Origin of the sequence: Citrobacter sp. JUb117 (assembly GCF_024809055.1) — a bacterium.
Classification (GTDB): domain Bacteria; phylum Pseudomonadota; class Gammaproteobacteria; order Enterobacterales; family Enterobacteriaceae; genus Citrobacter; species Citrobacter gillenii.
Map to the genome: position 1 here is coordinate 71,407 of NZ_JANUFB010000002.1, position 13,520 is coordinate 84,926.

Here is a 13,520-nt window from a genome sequence, read left to right on the forward strand (position 1 = left end):
ACACTGCGCGCCTGTTTTTTTTCCGGTGGTATCAAGTGGCTTATTTTCCTGACGCCTTTCTGACTCAAATGCGGGAAGCAATGCCTTCCACGCTCTCTTTCGATGATTTTCTCGCCGCCTGCCAGCGTCCGTTACGACGCAGCATTCGTGTCAATACACTGAAAATCTCCGTTGCCGATTTCCTCGCCTTAACGGCACCTTACGGCTGGTCGCTCACGCCGATCCCCTGGTGTGAAGAAGGGTTCTGGATCGAGCGTGACGAAGAGCAGTCAGTCCCACTGGGCAGCACCGCCGAGCATTTAAGTGGGCTGTTTTATATTCAGGAAGCCAGTTCAATGCTGCCAGTTGCCGCGCTGTTTGCCGAAGGGAATACTCCGGATCGGGTGATGGACGTAGCCGCCGCGCCGGGTTCAAAAACCACGCAAATCGCCGCAAAAATGAAGAATAAGGGCGCGATCCTGGCCAATGAGTTTTCCGCCAGTCGCGTTAAAGTGCTGCATGCCAATATCAGCCGCTGTGGGATCGCTAACGTTGCCCTCACCCACTTTGACGGACGCGTATTTGGCGCAGCGTTGCCAGAATCTTTCGATGCCATCCTACTGGACGCACCGTGCTCCGGTGAAGGCGTGGTGCGTAAAGATCCCGATGCGCTGAAAAACTGGTCCGTCGACAGTAATCTTGAGATTGCCGCCACCCAGCGCGAACTGCTCGACAGCGCGTTTCATGCTTTACGCCCTGGCGGCACGCTGGTGTATTCCACCTGTACGCTGAACCGTGATGAAAATGAACTCGTCATGCAGTGGCTACTAGAAACCTATCCGGACGCCGTGGAGTTTCTCCCATTAGGTGATTTATTCCCGGATGCTGAACGTGCGCTGACGCCAGAAGGTTTTCTGCATGTCTTCCCGCAAATTTACGACTGCGAAGGATTCTTTGTTGCCCGTTTGCGAAAAACAGCCGCTATCCCTCCTCTGCCTGCCCCTAAATATAAGGTCGGCAATTTCCCGTTCAGCCCATTGAAAGGTCGTGAAACCGCACAAATCACTGCGGCGGCAAACGCCAGCGGATTACAATGGGAAGACAATCTTCGCCTCTGGCAGCGTGATAAAGAAGTCTGGCTATTCCCTGTTGAGATTGAATCACTGATTGGTAAAGTGCGGTTTTCCCGCCTCGGGATTAAGCTGGCTGAAACCCACAATAAAGGGTACCGCTGGCAACATGAGGCCGTCATCGCTCTCGCCAACCCACATCACCGCAACGCGTTCGAACTGAACCTTGAAGAAGCAGAAGAGTGGTATCGCGGCAGAGATGTCTACCCGCAGACCGCGCCTGCCAGCGACGACGTGCTGGTCACCTTCCAGCACCAGCCGGTTGGGCTGGCAAAACGGATTGGTTCACGGTTGAAGAACAGCTATCCACGCGATCTTGTCCGGGATGGCAAACTCTTTACAGGATAACGCACGTTTTTACTGGCGCTTTTGCTCACGTTGACTACGCTGAAAAATGGACGACCTAACTGGTCGTACCACAACCAGCAAATTGACGGAGAGCACGATGATGAAAACCAGTGTGCGCATTGGCGCTTTTGAAATCGACGACGCCGAGTTACACGGCGAATCGCCGGGAGACCGAACGTTAACCATTCCGTGTAAATCCGATCCGGATTTATGTATGCAACTGGACGCCTGGGATGCCGATACCAGCGTCCCGGCTCTCCTTAATGGCGAACATTCTGTTCTATTCCGCGAGCACTACGATCGTAAGTCAGATGCCTGGATCATGCGTTTTGCCTGATTCAAAAAGAACCCGTCGCCAGACGGGTTATTTATGTCTTCATTTCCCCCACGCAGTAACCTCTTCTACACTATCGGTACGGCAGTATAATTTGGGGATGGAATGTTCACGCTGGTTCTTTTTGTTTGCTACCTGGATGGCGGTTGTGAAGATATCGTGGTCGATGTCTACAATACGGAACAGCAGTGCCTTATTTCGATGGACGATCAGCGGATTCGCAATGGCGGATGCCTGCCAGCAGATGGCTACATCGACAGCTTCTGGCGACCTGCGCAGGAATATAGCGATTTTTGATTATTGTAATTGCACCATCGTTAGCTCGCCGCCGAATACCGCACCGGTATCGATATAGTGCAGGTTATCAACGTCCAGACGATGGCGCAGCGGCGTATGACCAAACCAGAAATGGTCCGCGCCACCAATTCCGCCACTTTTGTTCATCAACCGCGAGCGATCCCACAATACCCGCTGTAAATCGACATGCTTTTGCCATTGATATTCATCATCCGGGTAATCGGCATGGGCAATAACGTGAACACCATTCTGACAGCGCAGTTCCACAATCCAGGGTAATTGCTGACACGCCTCAAGCGCATGCCTCGCCGCCGGTTGCACGGCATGGGTAAACCACTCTCCCCCGTTCATTTGCCACAGCAACTGTTCTCCCGTTGTCAGCGCATCCAGCGCCATCTGCTCATGATTCCCCCTGACCGCTACCATCCAGTTTTTACGCAATAACACCAGACAGCGCAAACTGTCTGGTCCACGGTCAATCACATCACCGACTGAAACCAGCAGATCCTGCCACGGATCAAAACGGCACTGGCGCAATTTAGCCATCAACATGGAAAAACAGCCGTGGAGATCCCCCACCACCCAGACGTGGCGCCAACGCGTACCTTCTATTCTCTGGTAGACAGCATCAGGGTGTTCCATTCGACCTCCCGGATAGAGCGATCGCCCTTATAATAATTTAACAATAGCAGCAAAAAAGCCTGGACGATTGAGGGGCGGAGTATGGTATGGTTTGGGAAGAATACAGCATGCGACACGCAGTGTTTTGCCCTGGACGGCATCGTATTCGACAGATAAAAAGAGACCGAATACGATTCCTGTATTCGGTCCAGGGAAATGGCTCTTGGGAGAGAGCCGTGCGCTAAAAGTTGGCATTAATGCAGGCTAAGTTACCCTGCCATTTAAGAATAGATGACAGCGCCAGGTTTTCCAGTCCGCGACCAAAGTGGCCTGAAAAAAAGGACGATTGTCACCCGCTAGAATGCAAAAACCGCAAGTTCTGCAGCCAGAACGTTGCGGTTTTTTATTGGAAATCAGAAAGCTACATCTGACAATTAACAGAGCTTTTCTGCACGCTCAATAAACGGGGCCAGGCTCATTTTGTCGCCAGGCTTTGCCGGATCGTCAATCTGGATAATGTCGATCGGTTTGGCGGTCGTTTTACCGCTTGCTACCTGCTGTCTGGCAATATCGTTCAGCGGGTATTGCACCAGCGTGCTGGGGTTGATGACATACAGCGCATTACCCGGTCGGCACGTCAGCATCACTTCTTCGCGATTAAACGCCCACTTGTCTTTGCCAACCTCAAAGCGACTGACGGTAATAACCTGCGGCGCGGCCAATGCAGCTCCTGAACTTGCCAGCAGGAACACAGAGATAATCAATTTTTTCATACGTTTTGCCAGTCCATCAGAACGGTTCCAGGGTTGCAAACAGGCTGACGATTGCCAGCACGACGGCCCCTATTCCCCATTCAATCTTAGTCATCCAAATAAAATAGAGAGTCATGCAGCGATTATCCTGCTGCATACGTGGTACGAGAACATACCGGTTCGCCAGCGCAATCGCCACCATTAGCGCGACCAGCACACATTTTAACAACAGAAGTTGCCCATAGGCTGCATGCCAGGGAAAGGATAATCCGACAATAAACAGGCCGTTGGTGATGCCCGTCAGCAAGACGCCAATTACGAAAAGATGCCCAAAGCGGGAAAAACGCATCATGGTGGCGATCGCCTGTTGTTGCCAGCGGCCTTGCGCCATTCTCATACAGTAAAGAACGGGCAGCAAGCCGCCAAACCAGGCAGCGGCGCAGACCAGATGCAGAGCGTGATTAAGCTGCTGCACCGCCCGCGTTGCGCCGTCATGCAGCGTCGCATGTCCGACACCGGCTAATAAAATACACTGCGCAATCGTCAGCATCAGCAGCAGTCGTGACATACTGCGCGGCACAATGAGGGTCACCACCAGCGTAACCAGAGCGAGGATAATTTGCCACAGCCATACGCCGCCAAACTGCGTTTGCAGGACTGCTCCCCATATATCAACGGAGAAAACATCCTGCCAGCCGGACCCCATTAATCCCCCCTGGACAGCCAGCATCAGCGTCGCGCTGATAAAGCTCCACATCGCGGCATGGCGTTGCAGGCGCATAAAACGGCGCATCATTAAACGTCGTACCGAAACAGGTGCCAACCAGGCGCCGTACAGCGCACAGCCAAATACCAGCATTAAAGAGGTGAAATGGATAAACCGCAGCGTAACCCAGGTGAATGCCAGCATCGTTTTATTTCACGCTAAAGGTATAGTGTCCTTTGGTTTTGTGACCGTCTACCGACACAACGTGCCAGTCAACCGTATATTTTCCGGCGTCCAGCGATTGTTCCACAGGAACGATCAGTTGCGTCTTATCCTGCTCATTACGCGTCGCCTTACCCGTTTTAATCGGCTGCTGCTGTGGGCCTGTCAGCGTTGCACCGCTGAATGCAGGTTCAACGCCCTCTGAAAAATTCAGGGTCAGCGCCTCAGGAGACACGGTAATCTGCGCATTCGCTGCCGGATTTAGTTGCGTCAGGTGTGCATGTGCCAGTGCGGCAGGAGAAATCAACGTGGAGACGAGAGCGATGAGAGCAAAGCGAAGTGAGGATGCAGATGAAGCCATATCAACTATTCCTTTTTGTTATGTCTAATCTATAGAGAATAACCTTCTACAATGAACGAGTCGAGAATCATCAATTCAGGCTTGCCATTAGCGCACACTCTTAGTAACTTTTGCGCGCTACGGGATACCTATAAGGAGAAACGCATGAATCTGGCCAAACTCGAACAATCTGAAATGGATAAGGTCAATGTTGACCTGGCCGCAGCTGGTGTCGCCTTTAAAGAGCGCTATAACATGCCTGTTGTTGCCGAAGTCGTCGAACGTGAGCAACCCGCACACCTGCGAGACTGGTTTCGTGAACGGTTAATTGCGCATCGTTTAGCGTCCGTTTCCCTCTCACGTTTACCTTACGAGCCGAAAGTTAAATAAACCTTATAATACGTTACGATTCCTTACATGATGACTGCTACAGTATAAGTATATTCTTAATCTATACTTTAGAGATGATTGTAGACACTATGAAAAGGAAGTCATTATGTCACACTGGAAAATTGCCGCAGCGCAGTATGAACCGCTTCAAACCTCACTAACTGAACACGTCGCCCATCACCTGCAATTCATCAGGGCGGCGGCCAAATGCCAATGTGAATTGCTGGTTTTCCCCTCCCTTTCTCTATTAGGTTGTATGGATGAAAGCGATGAGCTGCCAGCCCCACCCGATGAATCTCTGTTGCAGCCCCTCGCCCACGCCGCGGCGACGTATCGCATGACCATTATTGTGGGGTTGCCGGTTGAACATAACGAACGTTTTGTGAAAGGTATGGCGCTTTTTTCGCCGTGGATGACCGCCCCCTTAATGTTCCACCAGAGCCATGGGGCTTGTATTGCCAGACAGCGAAATACCATCAGCGTTGTCGACAGCCAGCCAGAAGGCATCGATATTGATCCTGCGTTTTCACTGTTTACCACCTGCCAGTGCGTCAGCGAACCTGAACTTCTCTCATCAACCTCTCGCCTGCAACGTTTCTCGCATCAGTTCGCCATTGCGGTACTGATGGCCAATGCGCGCGGAAGCAGCGCATTATGGGATGAACGGGGCCGTTTAATTGTTCGCGCGGACAGCGGCTCACTGCTCTTAACCGGCAAGCGCACCTCTCAGGGTTGGCAAGGCGATATCATTCCATTACGCTAGGCGTTTTCGGCCAGGAGCATGGCATGCTGCGCATAATAGATACAGAAACCTGCGGTCTGCAGGGAGGCATTGTTGAGATCGCATCTGTCGATGTGGTTGATGGCAAAATTGTGAATCCGATGAGCCACCTGGTGCGACCCGACCGCCCCATCAGCCCGCAGGCAATGGCGATACATCGGATTACGGAAGCCATGGTGGCGGATAAACCGTGGATTGAAGACGTCATCCATCATTATTACGGTAGCGAGTGGTACGTCGCGCACAACGCCAGTTTCGACCGTCGCGTATTGCCTGACATGCCGGGGGAATGGATTTGCACGATGAAGCTGTCCCGCCGCCTGTGGCCGGGGATAAAATACAGCAACATGGCGCTGTATAATTCCCGCAAGCTGAGCGTACAAACCCCCGTTGGTTTGCATCAGCACCGCGCGCTATACGATTGCTACATTACCGCGGCACTGCTGATCGACATCATGAACACCTCAGGCTGGTCGGCAGAGCAAATGGTCGAGATCACCGGTCGCCCTGCGCTGTTAACCACATTTACCTTTGGTAAATACCGCGGTAAACCCGTTTCCGAGGTGGCAGAACGCGATCCGGGCTATCTGCGCTGGCTGTTTAATAACCTTGACAGTATGAGCCCGGAACTGCGGTTAACATTGAAGCACTATCTGGATAACGCCTAGACGGCCGCGTTGCCGGGCAACGTCCCCTGCGCCAGGCCAATCAAAAAGGCGAACTCAAGGGCCACACCTTCATAAGATTTAAAACGTCCGGACTTGCCGCCGTGACCGGAGTCCATATCCGTACACAGCAACAGTAGATTGTCGTCCGTTTTCAGCTCCCTCAGTTTCGCTACCCACTTTGCCGGTTCCCAGTATTGCACCTGGGAGTCGTGAAGCCCGGTGGTGACCAGCAGATGCGGATAAGCCTGTGTGGTGACGTTATCGTATGGGCTGTAGCTTTTCATGTAAGCGTAATATTCCACATCCTGCGGGTTGCCCCACTCTTCAAATTCCCCGGTGGTGAGCGGGATCGACTCGTCCAGCATCGTTGTGACTACGTCAACAAACGGCACTTGGGCAACCACGCCGTGAAATAACTCCGGACGTTCGTTAATGGCGACCCCCATCAGCATTCCACCCGCGCTTCCTCCCATGCCGTAGCAGAGTGAAGGCGCTCCGTAGCCCAGTTTGAGCAGCGCGTCACAGACGTCGAGATAATCGTTGAAGGTATTTTTCTTCTGCAAGAATTTACCGTCTTCGTACCACTGCTGCCCCAGCTCGCCACCGCCACGGACGTGGGCAATAGCATATACAAAGCCGCGATCCAGCAGGCTCAAACGGCTGCTGCTGAAATCAGCATCCATGCTGGCGCCATACGAACCATATCCATATACCAGCAGTGGATTTTTCCCTTTTTGGAAATGCCGCTGATGATAAACCAGTGAAACCGGCACCTCTACGCCATCACGGGCGGTTACCCACACATGCTCGCTGCGGTAGTTTGTCGCATCAAAACCGGGGACATCCGTCTGTTTGAGCACCCGTCGCTCTCCGGTGTCCATATCCAGTTCAAATAGCGTGTCCGGTGTCGTCATGGATGAATAACCATAGCGCAGCCGCGACGTCTCCGGTTCGGGATTATAGGCAAGCCAGGTGACATAAGCCGGATCGTCAAAGGCAATCCCAACCACTTCACGCGTCTTACGGTTGATCTGCCGCAGGCTGGTTAAGCCCTGCTGACGTTCTTCCACCACCAGCCAATCGGTAAACAGCGTAAACCCTTCCAGCATAACGTTTTCACGCGGCGGAATTAACGCTTCCCAGGTCTGTTCATCACGCACACGGGTACGGTACAGACCAAAGTTTTTACCCTGTCGGTTAGATCGCAGATAAAACGCGTGTTGATAGTGATCGAGGCTGTACTCATGGTCTTTACGCCGCGGTAAAAAAACCAACGGTTCAGCGTCGGCCAGCTCAGCGTCAATCAGCAGAACCTCACTGGTGGTCGCACTGGCAATATGAATAACGACATAATGCTGCGAAGTCGTTTTGTGCAGACTGACATAAAACATATCGTCTGCCTCTTCATATACCAGCCTGTCTTCGGATGACGGCGAACCGATGGTATGTCGCCAGACCTGATACGGCAGTAACGTTGTTTCATGCTTACGCACGTAGTAGAAAGTTTGCGAGTCGTTGGCCCAGACGAGTTCAGGCTCGACGTTGTCGAGGACTTCCGGATACCAGTTACCGCTTTGCAGATTGCGAAAACGCACACCATATTGCCGGCGCGAGAGATAATCCTCAGCCAGCGCCATGATGGTGTTGTCCGGCGAGATTGCCAGACCGCCCAGTGTATAAAACTCGCTGTGAGCTGCGCGCTGGTTTCCGTCCAGCAACGTATCCCAGGCATCCCACTCTTCGCTGAGCGCAGACTGACGCTGGTATATGGCATATTCACAACCGGGCTCATAGATATGCCGGTAGCGATAACCGTTTTTCACGTAGGGAGCCGAAACATCCTGCGGGGGAATACGGTCGATAATTTCTTTCAGCACGCGATCCTGTAATGCCTGCTGTGAGGCCATAACCTGGCGACCATAAGCATTTTCTTGCTGCAGGTAGTCGAGGACCTCTGGCTGCGAGCGCGTGTCATCTCGCAACCAGTAATAATTATCGACGCGGGTGTCGCCATGTTGCGTCATGGCGTGTGGAATACGAGGAGCGTTCGGTAGCATGTCATTGTTCTTTTGCTTAATCATCCTATAAGGGTGGCAAAAGTCAGCAATGATGCAAGCGAAATATGCTCCTGCGCCGTAACTATTTAGCCCGGCAATGCCTGTTTTTGTTGCTTAAGATCTTGCTCAATACCTTCTCGAACATCCTGTGGGATCTTTAACGCATCGCCCAGCGCGTTCAGATAGCTGCGCTCCATAAAGTGGTCGATATCAATCGCCGCACAGCTGAGGAAGTAGATTTCCAGCGCCTCTTCTTCGTTGCGGATCCCCTGTGCCAGACGCTGAGGATCCAGCGGTTGCTCAATGGCGCGTTCAATCAGGATACGCCCCTGGTCTTCTACTCCCGCTTCACGCAGCTGCTGATCGATGGCCGCACGCTCTTTTGCATCGATATGACCATCGCTTTTTGCCGCAAAAACCAGCGCGAGGATCAGGCGTTCAGTCCGCTCATCCACCGGCGTACTTTGCACGCCAAACTGCGGCTCATCCTGATGCGCCGTGCGGACTTTATCTTTGTATTTGTTCCATAACACGCTGCCAGCCACCGCGCCGCCACCGACGAGCAGCGCACTGGTGCCGTACTTGGTCAACAATTTGCGCGAGGATTTATTGGCTACCAGTAACCCCGCCAGTCCGCCTAATGCGCCGGGAACCAGCAATTTGCTCAGTCCCTGATCGCCCGAAGAAGACGCGGAAGATCCTTTTTGCCCAAGAAGAGATTGCAGTTGATTCAGCCAGTTAGCCATTTTGCCCCTCAAATACTGACGATTAATTATCACAGCGTACCCGAGGGGATGTCAGGAAGTGTCTATTGTAGCAAAAGATGCGCAAATACCAGGTTACTGCGCCAGATACTCTGCGCTGCCCGTTTTGCAATCAACCTTCACCTGATAGCGAATATCCGCACTCTTACCGCGCACGGTAAGTGGTACCGTCCACTGCCCGTCTTTGCCGACAATGTCCTGTGGATTAACCCAGGCAACAGGATCGAGTTGTCCCAGTTTTTTCTGATCGTCAGCCCAGCGCACGATACGATTTTGCTGATAATCACGTTTCACGCTCGCAGCAATACCGTCGGCGTTCAGTCCCTCACACTTGGGAAACTGAACGGTCTTACTTTCCGTATTTGCAGCAAAGGTCGACACGCTGGCGGATAACAGCAGCAGGCTTAACAGCGTTTTTCTTTTATTCATTCTTTTCTCCTTTATCCCCTTCGTCCTTCAGGCCGCAGAAATGCAACGCGAAATCAGTTGGGTACAGCACAATGATTCAGGGAAAAGCATGGTACAAAACGCCGGGAGCGCAAGTCGGATCAGGCTGCTTGTGTGTCATCTCCGTCGGACGCCGTGTTTTCTACTGCCTGAGGCGACGGCAGTTTGCCGTTTTTCAGGATCGCACTTAGCACGTCTTTTTGCTCGGCCAGCCAAAGAGAAAGCGCTTCACGCTGTTCATCTTCCAGCGCGACCGGCGACTGCTCCAGCCAGGTGTCTAGCAGGTCTGCTGTATCCAGCATTTTGTCATACGCATCGGCTTCCTTTTTGCTGGTAAACGACATTTTTTCCTCACCTTCCCGAATGACTACGTATTTAACTTCAACCGCCATTTTGCAGCCTCTTAAATTACCTGTAATTATGTACAGTATATTCTTTTTCAGCCGCAAAATCAACCTGGTAATAAAGACAGACGCAAACGTTTTCGTATATACTGCGCCCAGATAAAACAGGGGATTAATTTATGACGTTATTAGGCACAGCGCTGCGTCCGGCAGCAACGCGAGTGATGTTATTAGGTTCAGGGGAACTGGGTAAAGAAGTGGCGATTGAATGCCAACGCCTGGGTGTAGAAGTCATCGCCGTGGATCGTTACCCCGACGCGCCAGCGATGCACGTAGCCCACCGTGCGTACGTGATTAATATGCTGGATGGCGAGGCATTGCGCGAGGTTGTCGAGCGCGAAAAACCCCATTATATCGTGCCAGAAATTGAAGCTATTGCGACGGATATGCTGGTAAAACTGGAACAGGAAGGTATGAACGTCGTGCCTTGCGCGCGCGCCACACAGTTGACCATGAACCGTGAAGGCATTCGTCGTCTGGCTGCTGAAGAGCTGTTATTACCCACATCCTCTTTCCGCTTCGCCGATAGCGAAGCCCGCTTTCGAGATGCGGTGGCTGAAATCGGCTTTCCATGTATCGTGAAACCGGTAATGAGTTCTTCCGGCAAAGGTCAGAGCTTTATTCGCTCCGCTGAGCAGCTTACCGAAGCCTGGGAATATGCCCAGCAGGGCGGCCGAGCTGGTGCGGGACGTGTAATCGTGGAAGGGGTAGTGAATTTTGATTTTGAAATCACCCTACTCACCGTCAGCGCCGTTGACGGTGTGCACTTCTGCGCGCCGGTAGGCCATCGCCAGGAAGATGGCGATTACCGCGAATCCTGGCAGCCGCAGCAGATGAGTGAACTGGCGCTGAAACGCGCACAGGAAATTGCCCGCAAGGTCGTGCTGGCGTTGGGCGGTCACGGATTGTTTGGCGTAGAGCTATTTGTTTGCGGTGATGAGGTAATTTTCAGCGAAGTCTCCCCTCGCCCACACGACACCGGCATGGTGACGTTAATTTCGCAGGATCTGTCCGAGTTTGCGCTGCACGTCCGCGCGTTCCTCGGATTACCCATCGGCGCAATCCGACAATATGGTCCGTCCGCATCAGCCGTTATCCTGCCACAACTCACCAGTCAGAATGTGACGTTTAATCACGTAGAAAGTGCCGTTGGTGCAGGTTTGCAGCTTCGTCTGTTCGGTAAGCCGGAAATTGATGGCTCACGTCGCTTAGGCGTTGTGCTGGCAACAGATGAAAGCGTTGACGAGGCGGTTGAACGGGCAAAGAATGCTGCCGCACAGGTGAACGTCGCAGGATAAAATATCGGGCCTTCTGGCCCGTTGTAAGGTATTCCGTCGGCCCGAAAAGCGTAGTGGACTGCACCCCAAGATTGGTTATCCAGCTGAATAAGGTGCAGTTTTTTTTGACTAAATCACAATATTCTCTGGAAACGAAACTGACGTTAGTTGACCGTATTCTCTCCAGAAAAGATCGGACCCTTCGCACAGCAAAACGTTTTGGATAAACAATTTTCGATAGGTGAAACCGCCGCCTGGCTTGCTATCCCGACTCAAACGGCTGTACTGCGCTAAAAGCAAAAAACCCGCTTAGTTTCCTAAGCAGGTTTCTTAAATATGGCTCCTCTGACTGGACTCGAACCAGTGACATACGGATTAACAGTCCGCCGTTCTACCGACTGAACTACAGAGGAATCGTGTGAACGGGGCGAATATTAGCGATGCCAGTTAGCATTGTCAAAGCCTGAATGGAGAAATGCGATCGTTTGCCGAATATTTCTTCATTTCGTTGCTTATTCAGACGCAACGGGTTGTTTTATAGACTTTTCCCGTTCCGGACGCGGATACTTCCATAACCATCGCCCGGTGATCATGCGCCAGTAAAACAGCGCAGCACGCACTGCCCAGTCGAAGAACATCCCCATCCAAACCCCGACGACACCCCAATCTAAGACGATCCCGAGGGTATAACCTGCCACCACGCGACAGCCCCACATGCCCAGCATGGAAACCCACATTGCAAAACGGACATCGCGTGCCCCCTTAAACCCGGAAGGAAGAACCCATGATGCCGCCCATATCGGCATAAATGCCGCGTTGAGCCAAATCAGAACAACTATGACCTCTTTTACATCCTGATCGCGGGTATAGAACGAGGCCATTAATCCGGCAAAGGGAGCTGATAACCAGGCTATGGCGGTTAAACCAATTGTGGATAGCCAGAATACATGCCGCAACTGAATCTCAGCCTGGGCAATCTGTCCATTTCCCAGACGCCGCCCGGTAATAATGGTGGAGGCAGAACCCAGAGCATTGCCGGGCAGGTTAATCAGTGCTGCGATAGAGAAGGCGATAAAGTTACCGGCAATGACGCTGGTTCCCATCCCTGAGACAAACATCTGAGTGAGCAGCTTACCGCCGTTAAACAGTACTGATTCGATACTCGCAGGAATACCGATCCCCATCACCTCCCAGATAATGGCAAAATTCAACGGCTTAAAATAGCTCTTCAGGGGAATCCGCAGCGCTGGGTTAAAACCAATCATCAATACCCAGATAATGGCGACAGCACCGATGTAACGAGAAATCGTCAACCCCAGCCCAGCGCCTGCAAACCCCAGCCCTTGCCAGGAAAAAATACCGTAGATCAGGATACTACTGATGATGATGTTCAGTATGTTCATACCGCCGTTAATCAGCAGCGGTATTTTGGTGTTTCCAGCACCGCGTAGCGCCCCACTGCCGATCAACGCAATGGCTGCCGCAGGATAACTGAGCACCGTCAGTTCAAGATACGTTAGCGCCAGCGCTTTAACCTCAGGTGTCGCTTCTCCGGCAACGACATTAATGATCTGTTCCCCAAAGTAATGAATGATCGCGGCCAGCACGACGGCAAAAATTGTCATGATCACCAGCGACTGTCTGGCTGCGGCTCGGGCTCGACGACGATCGCGTTTTCCCAGACTAAAGGCCACGACAACCGTGGTGCCAAGATCGATGGCGGCAAAAAATGCCATGATGACCATATTGAAACTGTCGGCGAGGCCGACGCCTGCCATCGCTTCTTTGCCCAGCCAGCTTACCAGGAAGGTACTCAGTACCCCCATTAAGAGCACACAGGTATTTTCCAGAAAAATAGGTACGGCAAGCGGGGTGATTTCGCGCCAGAATAGAACTTTATAACTCTTGCGTTTGGCGTACCAGGGCGTGCGGGAAACGACCTGGCGTAAGGCAGCGGAGACGTTCAAAGTGGACCTTAATGAAGAAAGTTGAAACCTCATTTC

At 52.3% G+C, this 13,520-nt stretch carries 16 protein-coding genes and 1 tRNA gene; 7 read left to right on the plus strand and 10 right to left on the minus strand.

Going from position 1 to position 13,520, the window contains the following annotated elements; translation table 11 throughout:
- Positions 1-35: 35 nt before the first annotated feature.
- From rsmF to M2374_RS04230, 3 genes are all read left to right on the plus strand, one after another.
- A complete protein-coding gene (rsmF, locus tag M2374_RS04220; protein ID WP_181689008.1) occupies positions 36-1,457 on the plus strand; it encodes a 16S rRNA (cytosine(1407)-C(5))-methyltransferase RsmF in 1,422 nt (473 codons plus the stop codon).
- A 100-nt stretch (positions 1,458-1,557) separates the two neighbouring features.
- The gene (locus M2374_RS04225; RefSeq protein ID WP_161959030.1) at positions 1,558-1,794 is read left to right on the plus strand and encodes a YebV family protein; all 237 of its coding nucleotides are present in this window, start codon (positions 1,558-1,560) and stop codon (positions 1,792-1,794) included.
- A gap of 102 nt (positions 1,795-1,896) precedes the next feature.
- A complete protein-coding gene (locus M2374_RS04230; RefSeq protein WP_045444034.1) occupies positions 1,897-2,088 on the plus strand; it encodes a YebW family protein in 192 nt (63 codons plus the stop codon).
- Here M2374_RS04230 and pphA read toward each other — a convergent pair whose 3' ends face one another.
- The 4 genes from pphA to yobA all read right to left on the minus strand — a co-directional run bounded on the left by pphA (position 2,089) and on the right by yobA (position 4,750).
- The gene (gene pphA, locus M2374_RS04235) at positions 2,089-2,730 is read right to left on the minus strand and encodes a protein-serine/threonine phosphatase (protein ID WP_146716932.1); all 642 of its coding nucleotides are present in this window, start codon (positions 2,728-2,730) and stop codon (positions 2,089-2,091) included.
- Between the two features lie 413 nt (positions 2,731-3,143).
- Positions 3,144-3,482: a YebY family protein gene (locus M2374_RS04240; RefSeq protein ID WP_146716933.1), complete on the minus strand. Its 339-nt coding sequence runs from the start codon at positions 3,480-3,482 to the stop codon at positions 3,144-3,146.
- Positions 3,483-3,498: 16 nt separating this feature from the next.
- Positions 3,499-4,371 (minus strand): copper homeostasis membrane protein CopD, encoded by an 873-nt coding sequence (gene copD, locus M2374_RS04245; protein WP_115258190.1) that lies wholly within the window; start codon positions 4,369-4,371, stop codon positions 3,499-3,501.
- Between the two features lie 4 nt (positions 4,372-4,375).
- Positions 4,376-4,750: a CopC domain-containing protein YobA gene (yobA, locus tag M2374_RS04250; protein ID WP_135911868.1), complete on the minus strand. Its 375-nt coding sequence runs from the start codon at positions 4,748-4,750 to the stop codon at positions 4,376-4,378.
- A 144-nt stretch (positions 4,751-4,894) separates the two neighbouring features.
- Here yobA and M2374_RS04255 point away from each other — a divergent pair, with 144 nt between their 5' ends.
- The 3 genes from M2374_RS04255 (at position 4,895) to exoX (ending at position 6,568) form a co-directional block, all read left to right on the plus strand.
- Positions 4,895-5,119, plus strand: coding sequence for a DNA polymerase III subunit theta (locus M2374_RS04255; RefSeq protein WP_096756688.1), 225 nt, complete (start codon positions 4,895-4,897; stop codon positions 5,117-5,119).
- A gap of 106 nt (positions 5,120-5,225) precedes the next feature.
- Complete coding sequence (locus M2374_RS04260) at positions 5,226-5,882, plus strand: carbon-nitrogen hydrolase family protein (protein ID WP_153879980.1); 657 nt, start codon at positions 5,226-5,228, stop codon at positions 5,880-5,882.
- 23 nt (positions 5,883-5,905) lie between these two features.
- Positions 5,906-6,568 (plus strand): exodeoxyribonuclease X, encoded by a 663-nt coding sequence (gene exoX / locus M2374_RS04265; RefSeq protein WP_096756686.1) that lies wholly within the window; start codon positions 5,906-5,908, stop codon positions 6,566-6,568.
- On the opposite strand, the gene ptrB is transcribed toward exoX, so the two are convergent.
- The 4 genes from ptrB to yebG all read right to left on the minus strand — a co-directional run bounded on the left by ptrB (position 6,565) and on the right by yebG (position 10,228).
- On the minus strand, positions 6,565-8,625 hold the full coding sequence (gene ptrB / locus M2374_RS04270; protein ID WP_181506896.1) for an oligopeptidase B: 2,061 nt from the start codon (positions 8,623-8,625) through the stop codon (positions 6,565-6,567). The two genes, exoX and ptrB, sit on opposite strands and share 4 nt — an antisense overlap.
- Positions 8,626-8,711: 86 nt before the next feature.
- Positions 8,712-9,371 carry a tellurite resistance TerB family protein gene (locus M2374_RS04275; protein ID WP_096756684.1) on the minus strand — a complete coding sequence of 220 codons (660 nt, stop codon included), beginning with the start codon at positions 9,369-9,371 and terminating at the stop codon, positions 8,712-8,714.
- Between the two features lie 93 nt (positions 9,372-9,464).
- Positions 9,465-9,818, minus strand: coding sequence for a protein YebF (gene yebF / locus M2374_RS04280; protein ID WP_096756683.1), 354 nt, complete (start codon positions 9,816-9,818; stop codon positions 9,465-9,467).
- A 119-nt stretch (positions 9,819-9,937) separates the two neighbouring features.
- Positions 9,938-10,228, minus strand: coding sequence for a DNA damage-inducible protein YebG (gene yebG / locus M2374_RS04285; protein WP_115258185.1), 291 nt, complete (start codon positions 10,226-10,228; stop codon positions 9,938-9,940).
- 131 nt (positions 10,229-10,359) lie between these two features.
- Here yebG and purT point away from each other — a divergent pair, with 131 nt between their 5' ends.
- A complete protein-coding gene (purT, locus tag M2374_RS04290; RefSeq protein ID WP_146716936.1) occupies positions 10,360-11,538 on the plus strand; it encodes a formate-dependent phosphoribosylglycinamide formyltransferase in 1,179 nt (392 codons plus the stop codon).
- A gap of 316 nt (positions 11,539-11,854) precedes the next feature.
- Here the strand turns inward: purT and M2374_RS04295 are convergent.
- Positions 11,855-11,930 (minus strand) — tRNA-Asn (locus tag M2374_RS04295).
- Between the two features lie 99 nt (positions 11,931-12,029).
- Positions 12,030-13,517 carry an EmmdR/YeeO family multidrug/toxin efflux MATE transporter gene (locus tag M2374_RS04300; RefSeq protein ID WP_310470870.1) on the minus strand — a complete coding sequence of 496 codons (1,488 nt, stop codon included), beginning with the start codon at positions 13,515-13,517 and terminating at the stop codon, positions 12,030-12,032.
- Between the last annotated feature and the right edge of the window lie 3 nt (positions 13,518-13,520).

Excerpts from the sequence above, each read along its gene's own strand:
- M2374_RS04230 (WP_045444034.1), top strand. The coding sequence starts at position 1,897 with ATGTTCACGCTGGTTCTTTTTGTTTGCTACCTGGATGGCGGTTGTGAA.
- M2374_RS04260 (WP_153879980.1), top strand. The coding sequence starts at position 5,226 with ATGTCACACTGGAAAATTGCCGCAGCGCAGTATGAACCGCTTCAAACC.
- yobA (WP_135911868.1), bottom strand. The coding sequence starts at position 4,750 with ATGGCTTCATCTGCATCCTCACTTCGCTTTGCTCTCATCGCTCTCGTC.
- M2374_RS04275 (WP_096756684.1), bottom strand. The coding sequence starts at position 9,371 with ATGGCTAACTGGCTGAATCAACTGCAATCTCTTCTTGGGCAAAAAGGA.
- ptrB (WP_181506896.1), bottom strand. The coding sequence starts at position 8,625 with ATGCTACCGAACGCTCCTCGTATTCCACACGCCATGACGCAACATGGC.
- exoX (WP_096756686.1), top strand. The coding sequence starts at position 5,906 with ATGCTGCGCATAATAGATACAGAAACCTGCGGTCTGCAGGGAGGCATT.
- copD (WP_115258190.1), bottom strand. The coding sequence starts at position 4,371 with ATGCTGGCATTCACCTGGGTTACGCTGCGGTTTATCCATTTCACCTCT.
- yebF (WP_096756683.1), bottom strand. The coding sequence starts at position 9,818 with ATGAATAAAAGAAAAACGCTGTTAAGCCTGCTGCTGTTATCCGCCAGC.
- M2374_RS04240 (WP_146716933.1), bottom strand. The coding sequence starts at position 3,482 with ATGAAAAAATTGATTATCTCTGTGTTCCTGCTGGCAAGTTCAGGAGCT.
- yebG (WP_115258185.1), bottom strand. The coding sequence starts at position 10,228 with ATGGCGGTTGAAGTTAAATACGTAGTCATTCGGGAAGGTGAGGAAAAA.
- M2374_RS04255 (WP_096756688.1), top strand. The coding sequence starts at position 4,895 with ATGAATCTGGCCAAACTCGAACAATCTGAAATGGATAAGGTCAATGTT.
- pphA (WP_146716932.1), bottom strand. The coding sequence starts at position 2,730 with ATGGAACACCCTGATGCTGTCTACCAGAGAATAGAAGGTACGCGTTGG.
- purT (WP_146716936.1), top strand. The coding sequence starts at position 10,360 with ATGACGTTATTAGGCACAGCGCTGCGTCCGGCAGCAACGCGAGTGATG.
- M2374_RS04225 (WP_161959030.1), top strand. The coding sequence starts at position 1,558 with ATGAAAACCAGTGTGCGCATTGGCGCTTTTGAAATCGACGACGCCGAG.
- M2374_RS04300 (WP_310470870.1), bottom strand. The coding sequence starts at position 13,517 with ATGAGGTTTCAACTTTCTTCATTAAGGTCCACTTTGAACGTCTCCGCT.